Raw genomic sequence first — 18,279 nt, 5'->3', positions numbered from 1 at the left:
GATGTTAGTGAATAGTATGATTTACCGGCATTAAATCGTCTTCTTCCTCGAAGTAACCAGCCTCAAGATCGTCTAGATTTTGTACGGCTTCAATACCCGCTTCCAACATAGCCCTTGCCACAGCAACCTTGTTCTTGCGCAGAAACTGAAGGCTTTCCGCAGAAAAAGAAATGCTTACCAAAGGGTCCTCTTTATGGCCAGCACGACGCAAAGCTACATCGCCATTAGCCAGCTCGATTATTTCAAAAGTTTCGGAGGACATTCGCTTTTCCTTCACGGCACAACAGTTTGCGCCCAGTGTACCACAGGCTTGCGATAAGTTTCATTCATCCAATTTGAGAGGCTTCTGGCTCCTGACTTTCGAGGCAGTCTATTACCAGCACGCTGTATCAAAGGATTATCTAAACCACTGAAGAGATCACAAGAGAAGAGTGAATTGCTTTGCACGTTGCACCAGTTGCGGGTTATGTCGAGTGGGCCACAACTACCCCATTGTGGCCCACTCAAAGGACAGCGAACTTTCTCGCAGAGGTACGCCTAATATCTACAACCCTCAAAATTCGCAGAAATATTACGAACCTATTCAGAAGCTCACCTAGGTCGAGTAAGCGTATTAGTTAACATTCATCCAAGTGAGCGCGCTGCCTCACCACCAACTCACTCAGCGAGCGATGCCACTGAAGCAATAACTCTTTGGACAAAGGTGCAAACTCGGGCTTGGCAACTTCGTTGTGTAGCGGGATTAAATTAACCTGTTGCTGTTTTTCATCAGCACCCACAGATATTTTCTGCTGCTCTTCCCAGGCGTAAAGCATATGGGATAACCAACTCTGCGGGTCGCCGACCAGGCCGGACAGCTCATTGGCCTCCGCACTAGCCCTACCCTGAACGCCCAGCGCATCAATGATCAACTGCGGAGACTCCGGTTCAAATCCCAGCTGAAGCTGGGCGGCCTGCTCTGCAAGAAAAGCCCGATAGGCCTTGCACAATTGCATCAACGCTGCCTCTTCCAGCGCATCGCGCTGGAGAGGCAAGTCCCACGGCTGTTGCAGCAACAGCTGGCTCTTGCGCAGAGCCGAAGTGACATGAATCGTGTAAGAGTTACTCATTACCTACTTCTTTGCCGCTGTCTTTTTAGCTGCGGGTTTCTTGCGCTTGGCAGCAGTGCTCTTGGTGGAGGCCTCTACTTTCCAACCACCATCGCGATAAAAAGCACGCCAACCGGTCGCCTTGCCCTCTTCCTCAGATTGAACATATTGCTCCTGGGTTTTGCGGCTGAATCGAACTACGGTATCCCGCCCACTGTCATCTTGCGTCGGAGCAGAGAATAGGAAGCTGTATTTTGGATCGATCTCACTCTGGTGAGGCAGCAGCTCTTTAACCAGGGGCGCACGGGTCTCACGGTTTTTCGGGAACTGGCTGGCAGCCAGGAATAGACCCGAGGCACCATCGCGCAGGATATAGTGATCCTCAACTTTGATACAGGCCAATTCCGGCATGGGAACCGGGTCCATTTTCGGTGGCGCCGGCTGCCCATTTTTCAGTAGCTTGCGGGTGTTTTTACAGTCTTCATTGGTACAGCCGAAGTACTTGCCAAAGCGACCAGACTTCAACTGCATATCACTGCCACACTTATCGCACTCAATAATGGGGCCGTCATAACCTTTAATTTTAAAAGTGCCCTGCTCAATCTCGTAGCCATTGCAATCCGGGTTATTGCCACAGATATGCAATTTACGCTGCTCATCTAACAGGTAGCTATCCATAGCCGTGCCGCACTTGCCGCAGCGGCGCTTCTCCCGCAGCAACCTGGATTCAGCTTCCTCGTCCTTATCCGCATCGACCGCCTCATCACCAGAAACCAGGTTCATGGTATTGGTACAACGCTCTTTTGGCGGCAGTGCATATCCAGAGCACCCCAGGAATACACCGGTGGAGCCAGTGCGGATCTGCATATGGCGGCCACATTTGGTGCACTCGATATCGGTGTCTGTCGGCGTATTGCGACGCATACCTGCATCGGCAGACTGGGCTTTTTCCAGGCGCCCGGAAAAGTCCTGATAAAACTCATCGAGCAGTTGCTTCCAACCCTTATCACCGTCGGCAACCGCATCCAGGGATTCCTCCAGGTTTGCGGTAAATCCGTAGTCCATCAGGTTCTTGAAACTTTCGCTGAGACGGTCAGTAACAATATCCCCCATTTTCTCAGCGTAAAAACGACGGTTTTCCAGGCGGACATAACCGCGATCCTGGATCGTGGAAATAATGGAAGCATAGGTGGAGGGACGGCCGATACCGCGCTTCTCCAGCTCCTTAACCAGGGCCGCTTCACTAAACCGCGCAGGCGGCTTGGTAAAGTGCTGCTTGGGATCCAGCTGTTGCAGGGATAGCTTTTCACCTACCTTCACATCTGGAAGTACCAGATCTTCATCTTTTTTGCCGCTCGGTGGCGCAACTTTCAGGAAACCATCGAAACGAATTACTCGACCCCGCGCACGCAACTCAAAGTCACCTGCGCTGACCACGATTGAAGAGGAAGTAAATTGGGCGGGCGTCATCTGACAGGCCACGAACTGCTGCCAAATCAGGTTGTATAACCTCTCCGCATCCCGCTCAACACCGGACAACATATTTGGGGCGATACGAACATCGGACGGGCGAATCGCTTCGTGCGCCTCTTGAGCGCCCTCTTTACTGCTGTAGCTATTGGGGCTTTCTGGAAGATACTTATCGCCGTAATTCTCGGCAATATAATCCCGTGCAGATTCCACAGCCTCTTTACTGAGATTGGTGGAATCTGTACGCATGTAGGTGATATGACCGGCTTCATACAAGCGCTGGGCCAGGGTCATGGTCTTCTTCACACTGAAGCCGAGGCGGTTACTGGCCGCCTGCTGCAAAGTGGAAGTAATAAATGGTGCGCTGGGCTTGGAGCTGGTTGGTTTATCGTCACGGGCGGAAACAACAAACTCACTGGACTGAAGCTGCTTGGCAGCACTCATTGCCAGCTCTTCGTTGGTAGGACGGAAAGCCTCACCAGCCTGCTTTTTCACCTCGAGGCGCAGCTTGGAAGCCTTTGCCGTCGCCGTATCGGCAAACAGGGTCCAGTACTCTTCCGGGATAAACGCGCGAATCTCCCGCTCCCGCTCAACTACGAGACGGACCGCAACAGATTGCACACGCCCCGCTGACAAGCCTCTGGCCACTTTTTCCCACAGTAGAGGGGATACCATATAGCCAACGATTCGATCGAGGAAACGGCGTGCTTGCTGGGCGTTTACCCGATTAATATTCAGACGGCCGGGATCTTTAAAGGCCTCCTGAATCGCAGACTTGGTAATTTCATTAAACACTACCCGGCGGTAGCGATCGTTATCGCCACCAATTGCTTCACGCAAATGCCAGGCAATTGCCTCTCCCTCGCGATCCAAGTCCGTTGCGAGATAGATATGATCGGCGCCTTCGGCGAGTTTTTGTAACTCACTCACCACTTTCTCTTTACCCGGCAGTATCTCGTAGTGGGCTTGCCACTCGTGATCCGGGTCGATCCCCATACGCTTAATCAGCTGATCGCGGTTTTTCTTCCGCTTGTAAGCCTCTTTCGCCTCGGGGGAAAGCTTGCGTGTTTCCGCTGCACGACGGGCGCGCTCCTTTGCGTCAACCGGTTGTTTATTGCCCCCACCTGTGGGCAAATCGCGAATATGGCCGACACTGGACTTCACAACAAAGTCCTTGCCGAGATATTTATTGATGGTTTTCGCTTTGGCCGGTGATTCGACGATGACCAGTGATTTACCCATAAGCCTTTGATTTCAAATGAAAATTTACTGCTATTGCAAGTCTTTCAAGCCCTCTTATCGGGCTTGTGCTGCGCGAATATATAAGCCTCACTTCAAGCGCGGTCAAGCAAAGCTGACAATTTTCCACTCACAGTCACCAAATTTGGCACTGGGCAGTCCGCCTAAATGCGACTCAGTAGACGCTCTTTTACACCGCTAATACGGCAATCAAGACAGCCCCTCAGTCGCCGCGCGTGAACTCACTTTTCGAATAGCTTCTTCTATTAAGGGGGTGTACTCATCGAGCGACGCCATCAGTTTCTGGAAGGCTTGATTGCCTCCTGACTCCGGCCACTGAATACCGAGACCCACTGGTGTTGCAGTAATCGCACAGGCGTCCCGAGGGATTCTCTCCAGTAGCTCGCGCAAATATTTCCATGCCCCTTGCGGAGCTGGCTGGCCATCAGCCCAATCCCAAACACCGGAAAAATTCAGTTCGTGCTCAATCCGTTGCTTATCCAAAACCCACCCCACACTCAGGCCTTTACGGTTCTGCCAGCGGTGATAATAGACAGCCGCAGTCCCATCACCCAACGCCGCAGGCAGCGCTTGGATTTGTACGGTAATGCCAGCCTGGGCCGCCCGGCTACGCAAATCTGCAAGACGGCTGTCACGGGCATTGGGCTTGAGCCACATCACCGGCCCCAGCACCAAAGCGATGGCAAATCCGACGATAATCACCGGCAACCAATCAGACATAACCACTCCTCATCAGTGGAAAAAAGTGACTATTGTGCGGTGTTCCGCGTGATCTATGTCAATCGGTTTTTTTTGCGGTAGACTCAAAATAGGTGTCACAAGGGTGTTTTTCACAGTCAATAAAAGGGATAGGAGCAGGTAAATTATGGCGAAATACCGACACATCCTCGTGGGCTTGGACCTGTCAAAAGAATCTTCCCAGGTGCTTGATAGGGCCGCTGATATGGCTGAAGCATTTGGTGCAGAGCTAAGCTTACTTCACGCCATTGAGCCCCTGACTTTTGCCTATGGCGGCGACATCCCAATGGACCTCTCCGAGGTACAGGACCAACTACAATCCCAGGCCAAGGAGCAATTGCAAAAAGCCGCCGATCGGCTGGATATCCCCGCAGATCGCCAGCACGTAATACTCGGCCAGCCATCTACTGAGATTCATCGCTTAGCCAAAGATATCGAAGCTGACTTAATCATTATTGGCAGCCACGGTCGTCACGGCTTAGCACTACTACTCGGCTCTACCGCCAACGGCGTTCTCCATGGCGCCAAATGCGATGTTCTGGCGATTCGGGTACATATGGAAGACGAATAATCCTTCAAAATTGGGGAGGGGGAAGCAGCAATAATTGCAGCTTCCCCTTCAACTTAGTCGTCTCCGCCCTCCAGCTCTGACCAGCGTTCAAATGCCTCTTCGAGCTGGGCTTGTCTTTCCGTCAGGGTGTTCAGCTTAGCCTGCACCAACGCCTGCTCCTGCTGATAAAAACTGGGGTCGGCAACCTCTTGCTCAATAGCCCCTATCTCTTCTTCCAAAGACTCAATCAAGGCGGGCAGGCTATCCAGCTCTCTTTGAAGCTTATAGCTCAGTTTCTTTTTCTTCGCTGGAGCCGCCTCCTGGGACTGGGGCTTTTCCTTTGGTTTACTAGCAGCTGGCTTAACTTCTTTCAGCTCAGCGACAAAGCTGCCACCTTGGCGCACAAAATCCCCATAACCGCCCACGTATTCACGGATGCGGCCATCCCCCTCAAATGCGAGGCATGAGCCCACCACATTATCCAGGAAAGCACGGTCATGGCTCACCAGCAGAACCGTTCCGCCAAAGTCCAGGAGTAACTGTTCAAGCAGCTCCAGGGTTTCTACATCCAGGTCATTGGTGGGCTCGTCAAGCACCAAAATATTGGCGGGCTGGCTAAACAATTTTGCCAGCAAGGCGCGATTTCGCTCTCCACCACTCAAGGCGCTGACTTTAGTACGGGCTTTAACACCACTAAAAAGAAAATCGGCCAAATAAGACATTACGTGGCGGCTTTTACCACCAATAGTCACTGAGTCGCGCCCTTCGGCGACATTATCTAGCACAGTCAAATCGGGATTCAGCTGATCCCGGCGCTGATCGAAATAGGCCACTTGCTGCTTGGTACCCAGGCGCACACTCCCCCCCTGGGACTTTAGCTCTCCCAGCAGCAATTTGATCAGGGTACTTTTGCCGACACCATTGGGGCCTATTAGGCCAACGCGGTCTCCACGCATCAGCGTGAATGATAAATCCCTAATCAACGCTTGCTCATCGGGGTAAGCAAAAGTGACGCCCTTCAACTCAGCGACCAATTTGCCGGACATCTCACCGCTATCCAGGGCCATCTTGGCTATACCCTGCTGGGACCGGCGCGCTTCCCTTTGGCGACGCAGTGCTTGAAGCGCTCTAACCCGCCCCTCATTACGGGTTCGGCGAGCCTTGATGCCCTGGCGAATCCAAGCCTCTTCCTGTGCTAACTTCTTGTCGAAAAGAGCTTCATTTTTTGCCTCTTCTTCAAGAAGCTTCTCTTTTTCTTCCTGGTAACGGTCGAACTTGCAGCGAAATGTCCGCAGGTGTCCACGATCCAAATCCCATACGCTGGTGGCCAAACGTTGTGCCAATGCACGATCATGGCTCACAAACAAAAGAGCGCCACGATAGCTGGCGAGGAAATTCTCAAGCCATTCGACTGCAGCAATATCCAGGTGGTTGGTTGGCTCATCCAGTATCAGCAGATCAGGCTCCACCACCAAAGCGCGAGCCAGAGCAGCCCGGCGCTGCCAGCCACCGGAAAGGTCGGCAACCTTTTCGTCTGCATCGAGCCCCAAACGATCTAATACACTGTCCACTTTCGGCAGCAACTCCCAACCGTGAGCCGCTTCGATTTTGGCTTGTAGCTCTGCTGTGGGGGAGTCCCTGTACGCCGACAAAACAGCGCCTATTTCGCCCAATCCCATAGCCACATATCCGTAGACAGAATCGGGGCAATCGGCAGGTAACTCCTGCTCCAAAACCGCTTGAACCATACCGCTGGCACGAACAATCTCGCCGCTATCCGCGTCAACTTGCCCCGCTATCAAGCGCAACAGGCTGGATTTCCCCTCCCCATTACGCCCCACAAGGCATATACGATCTCCACGCTCAACTTTTGCGCTGACATTGTCTGCCAGTACCTGGGTCCCGTAACGAAGACTGACCCCATCCAATAGAAGCAACATAAATAGGCACTACAATTATCAAACCCGAACCTCAATCCCGCTGATGAAAGAAGCGAAGTCGGCTCTTTCGGGTTCTGTGAAAAATCAGCTATTTTACGCGTTTTTACCGTATAGTCAGTCATAGCTGGAAACACACGTCCAACTGAGGTAATTGAGATGTCAGCTGACGCAAAAGGAATCGCGCTTCTTTCTGCCCTAATCATCACCTGTCTCTGCACAGCCGTGCCCACTAATGCACAATCTGTTCAGGCAACCGCTATCGCACCGGAAGTATCCGAAGATAATCGTGCGGCGCAGAGAGAAAAGCTGCGCCAGGCCCGGCAGGCGATAAAATACAAGGATCGACGGCAACTTCGAGCACTTAAAGCTGAGCTCAAAGATTATCCCCTCGCTGCTTATATTGACTATTGGGCGCTCAGTGAAAAACTGCACCAACTGCCCTTAAAAGAAGTTGATCAATTCCTGGAGAGCAACAGAGGCACGGCTATTGGCGACTGGATGATGGTCAGGTTGTTGCGCCAACTCGGTAGTCAAAAAAAGTTCTCGACTTACCTGCGCTATTACCAACCTTCGCAACACAGTCGCACCTCCCTCCGCTGCTATTACGCCGATGCCCTATCGCGCCGAGACAGCTATCAGGCAGAAACACAGCAGTTGATATCAGAACTCTGGCTTGTTGGGCGGTCCCAAGTCGAGGAGTGCGACCCCGTTTTTGCCCGCTGGATGAAAAACGGCGGCTTGACGCAGGAACTCGCTTGGAAGCGGCACCTGCTGGCAGTCGAAGAAGGCAATCTCGATTTGGCACGTTATATCGCCAAAAAAATGACGCCAGCACAAGCAGAGAAAGCCAAACTTTTACGCTCGGTCCATCGCAACCCACAGAAGCTTCTCACTGACACCAAGTTCGCCTACAACCCTCTGGAATATCGCGATATCGTGTTGCACGGATTGCACCAATTGGCGAAAAAAGACGCGATCAAAGCTGAAACTGCGTGGCACCGCTATCAGGCCAGCTACTTGTTTTCCGATGCCCAACAAGAAGCCATGTTCAAGCACTTGGCGCGTCAATTTGCTCGCCAGGATAATATGCAGCGCTTGCAACAGCTGGTTGAACATCACACAGTGACCGACGGCCGTACCATCGAGTGGCTAGCCAGACAATCCCTACGTGAATTAAATTGGCAACAGGTCGCGTTCTGGATTGACCGCCTGCCAGAGGAGAAACAACAACTCGACCGGTGGATATATTGGAAAGCCCGCTCACTGGAAGAACTTTATGGCACAGGAAGTTCCGAAGCTTCCTCCCACCTTTACCGCAAAGCCGCCCGCAATCGCAGTTACTACGGTTTCCTTGCCGCTGATACCTTGGGGCAACAGTACAGCTTTGAGCACCGGCCGGCACCAATCACCCCCATTCAAGTGCAGGAGATGGCAAAGCGCCCCGAACTGCTGAGGGCCCGAGAATTACAAGCGATAGGCGAACTCTTCCATGCCCGAAGGGAATGGAGCTATGCCACAAGAGCTATGGACCACCAGGAATTACTTGCGGCTGGCAAAGTAGCTAGCGCCTGGGGTTGGTACCATAAATCAATCCAGTCAGTGCTTGCGGCTGACTACCTCGACGACTTGGAACTGCGATTCCCACTCGCTTTTTCCGATATTGTTCACGATGTGAGCAAACAGGTTGGTGCCCAGAGCTCGGCACTAGAGCCATATCTGATTTACGCTGTGGCACGACAAGAGAGCCACTTTAGCCACGATGCAAAATCCAGCTCCGGGGCCCTGGGACTTATGCAATTGCTCCCATCCACGGCAAAAGCTACTGCACGCAGAGCGGGGGTGCGCTATCGACGCAGCTGGGACCTTTTGAGCCCCAATACTAACATTGCGCTGGGCAGCTTTTACTTAAGTAGCTTACTTAACCGCTTTGACAATAACCGCTTTCTGGCAGCCGCCGCCTATAATGCCGGGCCAACCCGCGTAGCGGGATGGCTAAAAGAGACCCGAAAACAGCTGCCCTATGATGTGTGGATTGAAACCATTCCATTCCGGGAAACGCGTAATTATGTGCAAAATGTACTCGCCTATTCTGTAATTTACGCCTACCGAAGCGGCACCAAGCTGCAACTATTAAGGGAGAGTGAAGCTGCGAGCCGACTGTAATTTAAAGCCGCTCCTTCAGCCAATCTTGCAATTGCACCTGGTCAAACGGCCAACCGCAAACATCGTCGGGGTCTCCAAGGCCAACCACCGGAATGCGGATAGAAAAGCGCTCCATTAACGCTTCATCCTCGGCGATATCCACCTCGCGAAGACGCAAGTTGAATTTTTCCAGCGCAGGCCAAATTTCAATTTTGGCTTTTTCGCACAGGCCGCAACCCAAAGTGGTGTAAAGCAAAAGCTCTTTTATATCGCTCATCCAAAAACCCCCTGGCTGCTGCCCCAGAGATATCCCGCAACACTTAGCGCAAGCCCCGCTATTAAAAGCCACGTTTTACTTTTAGCCTTTGGCTTATCGACTTCCTCAGGTACCTCCTCGGACAAACTGGGTTGCACTGCATAGGGGACTGTATCGGCTTCTCCAGAGACAGAGGTAGAACTGGGCAATTCGAACTCCGGCAAAACCGGGCGTACAGCCGTTCGGTTGTTATCGTCAGCTGGGCCGACAATTGAAAAACTTAAAGTGTCGAGTCGAAGCTCATCTCCCCTGCGCACCCGACTCTCACTAACCTTTCTATTATTGACAAAAGTCCCATTTGCCGAACCTAAGTCAATAACGAACAGTAAGCCCTCCCTTACTTCGAGACGAGCGTGCCTACGCGAAAGATGAGAAAGCGAAAAAGTGATATCACACTCATCGGAGCGCCCAATTACCGCACTCTCTTTCACAGGGAACACCTTTCCTGCAATAGCCCGGTGATTGGCTCTTAGCGCCCAGGCAACGCCCTGATTCGAAGCAGCCTTAGGGGGGCCAGACTTGAGCTTAGTTACCTTAGGGTCGATTACCTGGAGTAAACGGCTGCCCACTTTGACCTGATCGTTTATTTTTAACTGGCACGGTGTACCAGTTGGCTGACCATTAAGCAAGACACGGGCCGCGCCCGACAAATTGTGCAAAGTCAGAACATCGCCATTAACCGCAATTTTAAGGTGCGACTTCGCTACGGAATCATCGGCAATACACAAGTCACTACTCTGCGCCCGCCCCACAGTTACTCCCGGCGATACCAGCCATACGCTCTGGCTGAGATCATTGACATCACAAAGTTTGAGCATCGAAATCGCTCCTAAAGCCAAAATGGCCGTGTGAAATTGGCCAATTATTGAAGACAGTGAGCTTAACTAATGTTAAAAAGCAGCCGAAACACTCACTTTTATTGATAAAGTTGAGTTTATCATGGGCGATATCATTAGCGTGTGATTCGGTTTGCAGCTTAAAATGGCCCAAAGGTCTAGTATTTAACAGATTCAGCGATGACCTACAAAGTGATCGGCAACTTGAATAAGCCGAGAGCACAACAGGGAAGAGGCGTGTGATTACCGGAGGGTTATCACCGTTAGAAAGATTAAATAAATTACAGGTAGTTGCACGCCAGTGAGTGAAGCCAAAGTACGCGAAGTATCACGGCACAGCGGGATAGTTCAGCATAGCAAAGACGCTACACGCAGTGCCGGCGCAACCCATACCGGCTATAAGCGTGAACAGAACGAAGATGCCTATTGGGCTGCGGAAGACAAAGGTATCTGGGTTGTAGCCGATGGCCTTGGCGGTCACCACGCTGGTGAACTCGCGAGCAAAACTGTTGTTGAAGAAATCCAAAAGTCAGCGGAAACTGACAAGCACTACGAGCGTGCCTTGCAAAAAGCGCACGCCCTTTTACTGGGCGATGAACAAACCACAGCCAATATGGGCTCTACTGCGGTCGTTGTTGCTGAAGAGGGTGACTACTTTCATATCTACTGGGTTGGAGACAGCCGCGCTTACCTCTGGGCTCCCGAAGGCACAACAGGGAAGCTCACCCAACTAACCAGCGACCACTCCTACGTACAGATGTTGATGGATTCAGGCGCTATCAACTCCGAAGAAGCCGCAATTCACCCCAACCGGCATGTAATTACCCGATGTATCGGCGGTAGTACCAACCCCAAACTCGAAGTAGACCGAGTCTCCTATCGCTGGGCAGCAGGACAGAGACTACTCATCTGCAGCGATGGACTTAGTTCGGAAGTACCAGCAAACTCAATCAACCAGATATTGACGGAAAACAGTGATACCCACAGAGCAACAGAACTTCTAATCGCTGCAGCATTGGATGCAGGAGGCAAAGATAATGTCACTGTTCAGGTCATAGATGCCCCATCCACAGCGCAACCTTCTTCTACCGCATCCCTCAACCCAATTAGCGAGCCCACCCTGCCCGGCTCCACACTCAGAAAGTATCGCCCCTTCATTCTCCTCTTCACAGTCGCTTTAGCCACCGCAGTTGCCTACGGACTTTCAACTCTGCTTTAAGATAGGGAAAGCACTTCATGGAAGTCGTCAATAGCGGCACCTCTTCAATGCAGATACCGGGCTACCGCATCCTCAAGAAGATCAATCAGGGGGGAATGTCCTCGGTCTACCTGGCTATACAGCGCAGTGTGGGCCGGCAGGTGGCACTAAAAGTTATGTCGCCAGTATTGAACGCTGATCCAATCTTCAGTGAGCGGTTCCAGCGGGAAGCGAATATCGTTGGGCAGCTGTCACACCCAAATATCGTCGGTATTCACGATATTGGCCGCTACCGCAGCCTGAACTATATCGCCATGGACTACATGCCTGGGGGCTCGGTTGCAGAGCGTTTAAGCAAAGGTGGGCTTGAGCCTCTTGAGGCGCTTAATGTTGTGCGCCAGATAGCCATGGCCCTAGACCACTCCCACAGCAAGGGGTATGTACACCGAGACCTGAAACCGGAGAATATCCTGTTTCGCGAAGATGGATCGGCCGTGCTCAGTGATTTTGGGGTTGCCCGGGCTATCGCGAGAACCACCCGTATGACTAACAGTGGGATGGTTGTGGGAACCCCTCACTATATGAGCCCAGAACAGGCTCGCGGAGCAGCGGTTGACGGTCGTGCCGACCTGTATAGCCTGGGAGTTGTTTTCTATGAAATGCTCACAGGAGCCGTGCCCTATCAAGCAGACGAAGCCGTCGCCATTGCAATAAAGCACCTCACCGACCCAATACCGCGACTGCCAGCCCGATACGCACTTTATCAGCCTCTCCTTGATCACTTCCTGGCCAAAGATCCAGATAAGCGATTTCAACGCGGCCTGGATATCGCCGATGCCGCAGATGATTTCGTTGCAGCCCTCGCCGGAAAACCGGCCAACCAAATCAGCCAGCTCAACAATTCAACTTTAAAAACTTCCAGCTTGGCAAAAGCACTTGTACTGACCATTTATGGCAGTGTGGCAGACCAACTCGGGAGAGTTGCTTCCAGTTGGAAACGGAAGGAAACGCCCGAGAAGCCAGAGCGTAAGGAGCAGGATACTGTTGTACGCCTGCGGCAGTTCCTCGCTGAGCCAACAAAACACAAGCGCTCCTGGCTTATGAGCAGCTTTATCGCTCTTGGCCTTACCTCAACCTGGGGCCTGTATAGCATCGTTGATCACAAGGCCGGCTGGCAACTTGGGCTACCTATATTGGACGGCGCTGCCGATTTTACAGCTGCCACCCTACTAGGCACTGCCGAGCAGCCTGCCAATGTTGGTCCAAATTCAAATACAGAGCCTACACCAGCAGAATCAGCAGCAGATGCCCTAGATTCACAGATACAAGTTACCCAGCTAAATCTACCCTCCACGCTCAATGCAGATGAACAACTACCCCTCAGCGGTAATCAAGCACTGATTGCCAAGAGTAATATTGAGGCCCCAAAAGTACTCACACCTGAACCTGCAGAGCCAAGTGCAGAGAACCAGCCCAAGCTGTACAGCCTAACGATTAATACACAGCCTTCTGATGCCCGTGTGCGGATTATGAACATAGCCCCCCGCTACCAGCCGGGGCTTGAATTGAGTCCAGGCAAATATGATGTGGAAGTGAGTAAGCGGGGCTTCAGTAAAGTTCGCCAGTGGGTCTTGCTGGAAGAACAAAACCTCGAAGTGGCGATCGAATTGGAACCTGCCTACTTTATCGGCAAGCGATTTCAATCTGAATTATCCTCCGGTGGCCTGGGCCCGAAAATGGTCGCAGTAGGAGCAGGCAGCTTTACCATGGGCAATAACCAGCGGCGATTGGCCAGCCCTGCGCACAAGGTAAATGTAGAAAAGGACTTTGCTATATCCATCTATGAGGTCACCTTTGCCGAATACGATCATTTTGCCGAGGCCACCGGAAGCGCCAAACCCAGCGATGCAGGCTGGGGGCGCGGTGATAGACCTGTTATTAATGTGACCTGGCGGGACGCGCAAAGGTATGTGAAGTGGCTGTCAAAGGAGTCTGGCAAGCAGTATCGGCTGGCCAGTGAAGCTGAGTGGGAGTACGCAGCCCGGGGAGGCAGTTCCCACCAATACTGGTGGGCTTCCAGCGACGTCCGGGGAAAAGCGAATTGCCGCAGGGGTTGCTCTAGCGAATTTACAAAGCTGTTCAGCATCAGTACAGCTCCCGTAGGGCATTACAAGGCGAATCCTTTTGGCCTTTTTGACACGGCGGGAAATGTGGCGGAGTGGGTGGAAGACTGCTACCAAGCTGGATACAACCCAGCAAAAACTACTTCCGCACCTGTAAAGATTAACGGCTGCCAACTTCATTCTGTAAGGGGCGGCTCAATGCGTGATACCTCTAGTAAGATTTCTTCTGACTATCGAAAAGGCCTCAATGAAACCGCGCGCTCAAAGGATGTGGGGATACGGGTTGTAATGGATCTGAATGAATAGATCCGGGCTCAAAGCGAATCGGGTTTCTGTGGTTGTACCGTCAAACTTTCGCTATCTTTTTATTTATGCAAAGTTTTAGCTGAAAGCTGCTGGCCAAAATTAACCTAGAATTGAATTACAAGTAAATTGACACTGGACGGCGATTTACCTCCAGCCTGCAAAATCCCTCCATTTCAATGGTCAAAACCTATTAGAGCTTAGGTATTTTAAGCTTGTTTATAGCCGGCCATTAAATTAAGCCGGCCATAAATCACTAAAGCGTTAGTACCACCCTACTTCAGCCGGAGCTCCCAAACATTGTGAATTTTCGGGTTGCGCTGAAAATCCTTATCCAGAAGGTTCAGCTTCTCTACTGAGTATTCACTGGAAACGTCTTCATCCATCTTAAAGCTGCGCAAGTTGTTGGAGAACACCAAGCGACCCTGAGGCGACAACAGGGACATACACTGACGAATCAATTTCCCGTGGTCCCTCTGAATATCTAATACCCCGCTCATCTTGGCGGAATTGGAGAAACTCGGGGGGTCCATGAATATCAAATCGTAATGGCCTTTCCTGTTCTGTTGAGCAGATTCAAGCCACTGCAAACAATCGGCCTCTACCAACTGATGGCGATAAGGATCCATGTTATTAGCACGGAAGTTTTGTCCCGCCCAGTTTTGATAGGTTCGCGACATATCGACACTAGTGCTCTGCTTGCAACCACCCAAAGCCGCTTGGACCGTCGCACTGGCGGTATAGCAGAAAAGGTTTAGGAATGTTTTACCGGCAGAAATCTCTCGCAGATATTTGCGCACCGGCCGATGATCCAGGAAAAGCCCCGTATCCAGATAGCTCCACAGGTCTACCGCCAACTCTGCACCATACTCCCCAACCCAGAGTTCCTTCTTGGATTCCGTCTGCTTTTGGTACTGACTTCCGCCCTTACCTCCACCCTTGTGGCTGTGGCGACGGCGTTCTTTGATGCTGATATTCGCGCGAGGCAATTCGAGCACGGACTGAAGGGCCCTTAATAAATCGCGCAAGCGTCCCCGAGCTTTCTCTTCCTCGATAGTGGCCGGCGGACGATACTCCTGCAAATGCGCGTACACGGCGCCATCCAGGGTTTTATAGATATCGATCGCCGCAGCATATTCAGGCAAATCCGCATCATAGAGGCGATAACAATCCACGCCACTCCTCGCGGCCCATTTACCCGTAGTGCGCAGATTTTTGCGTAAGCGGTTCGCTACCATCTCCGCCTGGGGTGAAAGCTTCGGCCCAGTAGCTTCACTCGCCGCCGCTCTGCTTTGCGCACGAACCTCAAACATTAGCAACTGACTGGGGATACTGCCATTGTATAGCTGGTACTGCTTGTGAGAGCGTAAACCAGTGGCATAACCCAGTTCCGGATTGCCGGTAAACACACCGACTAACCAGCCCGGGAACTCCGCCTTTAACTGCCGCCCCAATTCAAAATAGGTCTCCCGCAGAGCTTCCTGCTCGCCCAAGCGCTCACCGTAGGGCGGGTTTGTCAAAACCAACCCCGCTTTGACTTCTCTATGGCTCGGTACCCTAAACCCTGCTACTGGGCGGCAACTCACTCGCACCTGGCGCTCCAGACCGGCTCGGGCAATATTAGCTTCAGCCGCAAACAAGACTTTTGCATCGGCATCGTAACCGCGAATCTCTGGCAGTTCGCGAGCCAGGCCAACGCCCTGACGCTGCAATGCCTCCTCGCGAAGCTCATTCCAGATATCGCTTTGATGGTTCAGCCAGCGCTCAAAACCAAAGCTATTCCGCATTAATCCCGGTGCTATATCAGCAGCGATCATCGCCGCCTCCACCAGAATAGTGCCAGAGCCACACATCGGGTCGAGCAATGCTCCACCCTGCTCGGCAATCTTTGGCCAGCCGGCTCGCAGCAACAGCGCTGCCGCAAGGTTCTCTTTCAGTGGGGCTGCACCGATATGGGTTCGGTAGCCACGGCGATGTAGGCTGTCACCGCTTAGATCGATGGCAATATCCAACTTATCCCGGTGCAAGCGCAAGGCAACCGTCAAATCTGGATGATGTTTATCAATACTTGGACGGGCTCCCGACTGACGGCGGAGGCGGTCGACAATGGCATCTTTTGCTTTTTGAGCACCGAACTGACTATTGCGGATCTCTCGATTGGTCCCAGAGAATTGCATCCACAGTTTGCCCGAGGGGCGAATGTGGAGTTCCCAGGGTTGCTCGGCAACTGCTTGGTAAAGGTCTTCAGCGGTGGCTACATGCACCTGCGCCAAACGCAACATAATGCGGTTTGCCAAGCGACTCCACAGACAGCAGCGGTAAGCCAGCTTCAGGGAGCCGGAAAAATACACTGCCGCCGGCTGCTCCCTTACAGACCCTGCACCCAGGTCGCGTAATTCATTAGCGAGCAGTCCCTCTATTCCCTTGGGACACGTAGCCGTAAACTCAAATTCTTCGGTTTGTAAATCTGTCAAAATACTTACTCATTAAGCTCCTCCTGTGGAGGAAGTTTTGTGCGCCAATAAAGACCGCCCACTTAAAGCTGCCGGCAACGTCTGCGCCGCCAGTACGCACAAATAAAACTTGGAGGCAAAACCTTTACCGCCCCCAACTAGGGAAATTGAGCATTATCGCCTTGCCCAAAAGAGGACGATTATCCCATTTTGTGGCAGAAGAGAATACGCCCTGCCGTTAATTACTACCTGCCCCATAAGTCATACTGTCATCTAGAGATGTTTTCCGATTCTCACGCAGCCACTTTACTCTTACTAGTAAGGTGGATTGGGTCGGTCCGTTCAAAGACTTATTTCCTTCACTAAAATTCATTGAGAGACACCCCCAAATAGAGCCGTTTGCGAACCTGCCGACAAACTGTCCACAGACCGACAAAGTAGAGGTGCCGTATACGATGAAACGCCAAAAACGAAATCACGCCGACAGGGCATTTTACAAGGGCTATTTGGCAGCCCTGAACAACAAGTCTATGGATAGCTGCCCATTTGTCGAAGAGGATCCTCACCAGGAGTGGATCAACGGTTGGCGTGAGGGGCGGGAAGATTACTGGAATGGCTTCGACAGAGTGACCAAGGCGCAAAAACTGGAGATTTATGGCGCCGTTTCTACCGACATCCAATACCCTGACGGGTGGAGCACCATTTAGCGATGGCAAGTGGGGCTTATCGTCAAAAGCCCCCCTTTTCCTAGCAGTCAGCAACTAATACAGCTTACCCTTGCCCTGTTCGGCGGCGCTCCAAAGCAATTGCCTCTGCCGCCTCACGAATCAATTCAGGCCCCCGATAGATGAAACCGGTATACATCTGTACGGCAGTCGCCCCAGCACGAATCTTTTCAGCCGCACTGTCACCATCAAAAATACCGCCAACCCCAATAATCGGGATCTGCTTGCTCAACTCTTTCGATAACAGCTCGATGACCTTGGTGGATTGCGCTCTCAGGGGTTTTCCGCTCAAACCGCCCTCTTCGCTACCATGGGGCAGCTTGGCGACTGAAGACTTATCGATCGTCGTATTGGTAGCGATCACGCCATCGATATCGTACTCACACAGCGCCTCGGCTATCTGCGCCACCGCATCGCCTTCCATATCCGGGGCAATCTTGACGGCAACAGGGACGTAGCGATCACTCTTTTGAGCCAGCTCCATCTGCTTGTCTTTGATGCTGCCCAGCAAGCGATTGAGACTGTCACCAAACTGGAGGTCACGTAGCCCTTTGGTATTGGGAGAAGAAACGTTGGCAGTGATGTAGTCGGCGTAGCGGTACACCTTCTCCATACACAGGCAGTAGTCATCGGCGGCCTTTTCCACTGGAGTATCTAAGTTCTTACCCACATTAATCCCCAAAACACCGCTATAACGGCGCTTTTTCACTCTTTCAATCAGGTAGTCAACACCGAGGTTGTTAAAACCCATACGGTTAATAATCGCATCGGCCTCTTCCACCCTAAACAGCCTTGGCAGCGGATTGCCGGGTTGGGGACGCGGTGTCACGGTGCCCACTTCAACAAACCCGAATCCCAGGGCTCCGAAACCATTAAAGGCCTGCGCATTCTTATCCAGACCAGCGGCCAAACCAACCGGGTTGGGTAGAGTGAGCCCCATCAACTCGACCGGATCATCCGGCACCGACTTTTTGTACAGGGACATCAAGCCGAGGCGCTCTGCAGCGCCAATGGCATCAATCGACAAATGGTGGGCCCGCTCAGGGTCAAGCGCAAACAAGGCTTTACGCAGTGTTGAATACATACCTTTCCTTACGTGGGGAGGCGAACCCTTCAGAAAAACGAAGGGCTCTATCT

14 protein-coding genes are annotated in these 18,279 nt (G+C 52.1%); 5 read left to right on the top strand and 9 right to left on the bottom strand.

All coding sequences use genetic code 11. From position 1 onward, the window contains the following. Positions 1–4: 4 nt before the first annotated feature. The 4 genes from ACJJIQ_RS05485 to ACJJIQ_RS05470 form a co-directional block, all read right to left on the bottom strand. On the bottom strand, positions 5–262 hold the full coding sequence (locus ACJJIQ_RS05485; RefSeq protein ID WP_282932320.1) for a hypothetical protein: 258 nt from the start codon (positions 260–262) through the stop codon (positions 5–7). Between the two features lie 355 nt (positions 263–617). Beyond that, positions 618–1,109: a DUF6586 family protein gene (locus ACJJIQ_RS05480; RefSeq protein ID WP_444911030.1), complete on the bottom strand. Its 492-nt coding sequence runs from the start codon at positions 1,107–1,109 to the stop codon at positions 618–620. A 3-nt stretch (positions 1,110–1,112) separates the two neighbouring features. Further along, positions 1,113–3,800, bottom strand: a complete 2,688-nt coding sequence (topA, locus tag ACJJIQ_RS05475; RefSeq protein WP_282932318.1) for a type I DNA topoisomerase — start codon at positions 3,798–3,800, stop codon at positions 1,113–1,115. Between the two features lie 207 nt (positions 3,801–4,007). After that, positions 4,008–4,538, bottom strand: coding sequence for a hypothetical protein (locus ACJJIQ_RS05470; RefSeq protein WP_444907928.1), 531 nt, complete (start codon positions 4,536–4,538; stop codon positions 4,008–4,010). Positions 4,539–4,683: 145 nt separating this feature from the next. Here ACJJIQ_RS05470 and ACJJIQ_RS05465 point away from each other — a divergent pair, with 145 nt between their 5' ends. Next, positions 4,684–5,127 (top strand): universal stress protein, encoded by a 444-nt coding sequence (locus ACJJIQ_RS05465; protein WP_282932316.1) that lies wholly within the window; start codon positions 4,684–4,686, stop codon positions 5,125–5,127. A gap of 53 nt (positions 5,128–5,180) precedes the next feature. Here the strand turns inward: ACJJIQ_RS05465 and ACJJIQ_RS05460 are convergent, their stop codons facing one another. Next, positions 5,181–7,046 carry an ATP-binding cassette domain-containing protein gene (locus ACJJIQ_RS05460; protein ID WP_444897700.1) on the bottom strand — a complete coding sequence of 622 codons (1,866 nt, stop codon included), beginning with the start codon at positions 7,044–7,046 and terminating at the stop codon, positions 5,181–5,183. Between the two features lie 156 nt (positions 7,047–7,202). Here ACJJIQ_RS05460 and ACJJIQ_RS05455 point away from each other — a divergent pair, with 156 nt between their 5' ends. Further along, positions 7,203–9,209, top strand: coding sequence for a transglycosylase SLT domain-containing protein (locus ACJJIQ_RS05455; RefSeq protein WP_445363955.1), 2,007 nt, complete (start codon positions 7,203–7,205; stop codon positions 9,207–9,209). A 1-nt stretch (position 9,210) separates the two neighbouring features. Here ACJJIQ_RS05455 and ACJJIQ_RS05450 read toward each other — a convergent pair whose 3' ends face one another. Both ACJJIQ_RS05450 and ACJJIQ_RS05445 read right to left on the bottom strand, forming a co-directional pair. After that, positions 9,211–9,465, bottom strand: a complete 255-nt coding sequence (locus ACJJIQ_RS05450; RefSeq protein WP_413662439.1) for a glutaredoxin family protein — start codon at positions 9,463–9,465, stop codon at positions 9,211–9,213. Then, complete coding sequence (locus tag ACJJIQ_RS05445) at positions 9,462–10,322, bottom strand: FHA domain-containing protein (RefSeq protein ID WP_445363954.1); 861 nt, start codon at positions 10,320–10,322, stop codon at positions 9,462–9,464. The genes ACJJIQ_RS05450 and ACJJIQ_RS05445 overlap by 4 nt, the downstream gene beginning before the upstream one ends. A gap of 319 nt (positions 10,323–10,641) precedes the next feature. On the opposite strand from ACJJIQ_RS05445, the gene ACJJIQ_RS05440 reads away from it, so the two are divergent. Next, entirely contained in the window at positions 10,642–11,559 is a 918-nt protein-coding gene (locus tag ACJJIQ_RS05440; RefSeq protein WP_444897702.1) for a PP2C family protein-serine/threonine phosphatase, read from the top strand. A gap of 17 nt (positions 11,560–11,576) precedes the next feature. Then, a complete protein-coding gene (locus ACJJIQ_RS05435) occupies positions 11,577–13,967 on the top strand; it encodes a bifunctional serine/threonine-protein kinase/formylglycine-generating enzyme family protein (RefSeq protein WP_445363953.1) in 2,391 nt (796 codons plus the stop codon). Between the two features lie 272 nt (positions 13,968–14,239). Here the strand turns inward: ACJJIQ_RS05435 and rlmKL are convergent, their stop codons facing one another. Beyond that, complete coding sequence (gene rlmKL / locus ACJJIQ_RS05430; protein ID WP_445363952.1) at positions 14,240–16,438, bottom strand: bifunctional 23S rRNA (guanine(2069)-N(7))-methyltransferase RlmK/23S rRNA (guanine(2445)-N(2))-methyltransferase RlmL; 2,199 nt, start codon at positions 16,436–16,438, stop codon at positions 14,240–14,242. A gap of 434 nt (positions 16,439–16,872) precedes the next feature. On the opposite strand from rlmKL, the gene rmf reads away from it, so the two are divergent. Beyond that, positions 16,873–17,124, top strand: coding sequence for a ribosome modulation factor (gene rmf / locus ACJJIQ_RS05425; RefSeq protein WP_108733677.1), 252 nt, complete (start codon positions 16,873–16,875; stop codon positions 17,122–17,124). Positions 17,125–17,188: 64 nt separating this feature from the next. Here the strand turns inward: rmf and ACJJIQ_RS05420 are convergent, their stop codons facing one another. Continuing rightward, a complete protein-coding gene (locus ACJJIQ_RS05420) occupies positions 17,189–18,226 on the bottom strand; it encodes a quinone-dependent dihydroorotate dehydrogenase (RefSeq protein ID WP_444911035.1) in 1,038 nt (345 codons plus the stop codon). Positions 18,227–18,279: the final 53 nt, after the last annotated feature.

Source organism: Microbulbifer maximicatervae (SeqCode), assembly GCF_052468295.1.
The sequence above is the reverse complement of the archived record's forward strand: the minus strand, read 5'-3'. Positions and strand labels throughout refer to the sequence as shown.

Coding starts and splice junctions, on each gene's coding strand:
- ACJJIQ_RS05450 (WP_413662439.1), bottom strand. CDS start 9,465: ATGAGCGATATAAAAGAGCTTTTGCTTTACACCACTTTGGGTTGCGGC.
- ACJJIQ_RS05455 (WP_445363955.1), top strand. CDS start 7,203: ATGTCAGCTGACGCAAAAGGAATCGCGCTTCTTTCTGCCCTAATCATC.
- ACJJIQ_RS05485 (WP_282932320.1), bottom strand. CDS start 262: ATGTCCTCCGAAACTTTTGAAATAATCGAGCTGGCTAATGGCGATGTA.
- ACJJIQ_RS05445 (WP_445363954.1), bottom strand. CDS start 10,322: ATGCTCAAACTTTGTGATGTCAATGATCTCAGCCAGAGCGTATGGCTG.
- topA (WP_282932318.1), bottom strand. CDS start 3,800: ATGGGTAAATCACTGGTCATCGTCGAATCACCGGCCAAAGCGAAAACC.
- ACJJIQ_RS05435 (WP_445363953.1), top strand. CDS start 11,577: ATGGAAGTCGTCAATAGCGGCACCTCTTCAATGCAGATACCGGGCTAC.
- ACJJIQ_RS05460 (WP_444897700.1), bottom strand. CDS start 7,046: ATGTTGCTTCTATTGGATGGGGTCAGTCTTCGTTACGGGACCCAGGTA.
- ACJJIQ_RS05465 (WP_282932316.1), top strand. CDS start 4,684: ATGGCGAAATACCGACACATCCTCGTGGGCTTGGACCTGTCAAAAGAA.
- ACJJIQ_RS05420 (WP_444911035.1), bottom strand. CDS start 18,226: ATGTATTCAACACTGCGTAAAGCCTTGTTTGCGCTTGACCCTGAGCGG.
- ACJJIQ_RS05470 (WP_444907928.1), bottom strand. CDS start 4,538: ATGTCTGATTGGTTGCCGGTGATTATCGTCGGATTTGCCATCGCTTTG.
- ACJJIQ_RS05480 (WP_444911030.1), bottom strand. CDS start 1,109: ATGAGTAACTCTTACACGATTCATGTCACTTCGGCTCTGCGCAAGAGC.
- rmf (WP_108733677.1), top strand. CDS start 16,873: ATGAAACGCCAAAAACGAAATCACGCCGACAGGGCATTTTACAAGGGC.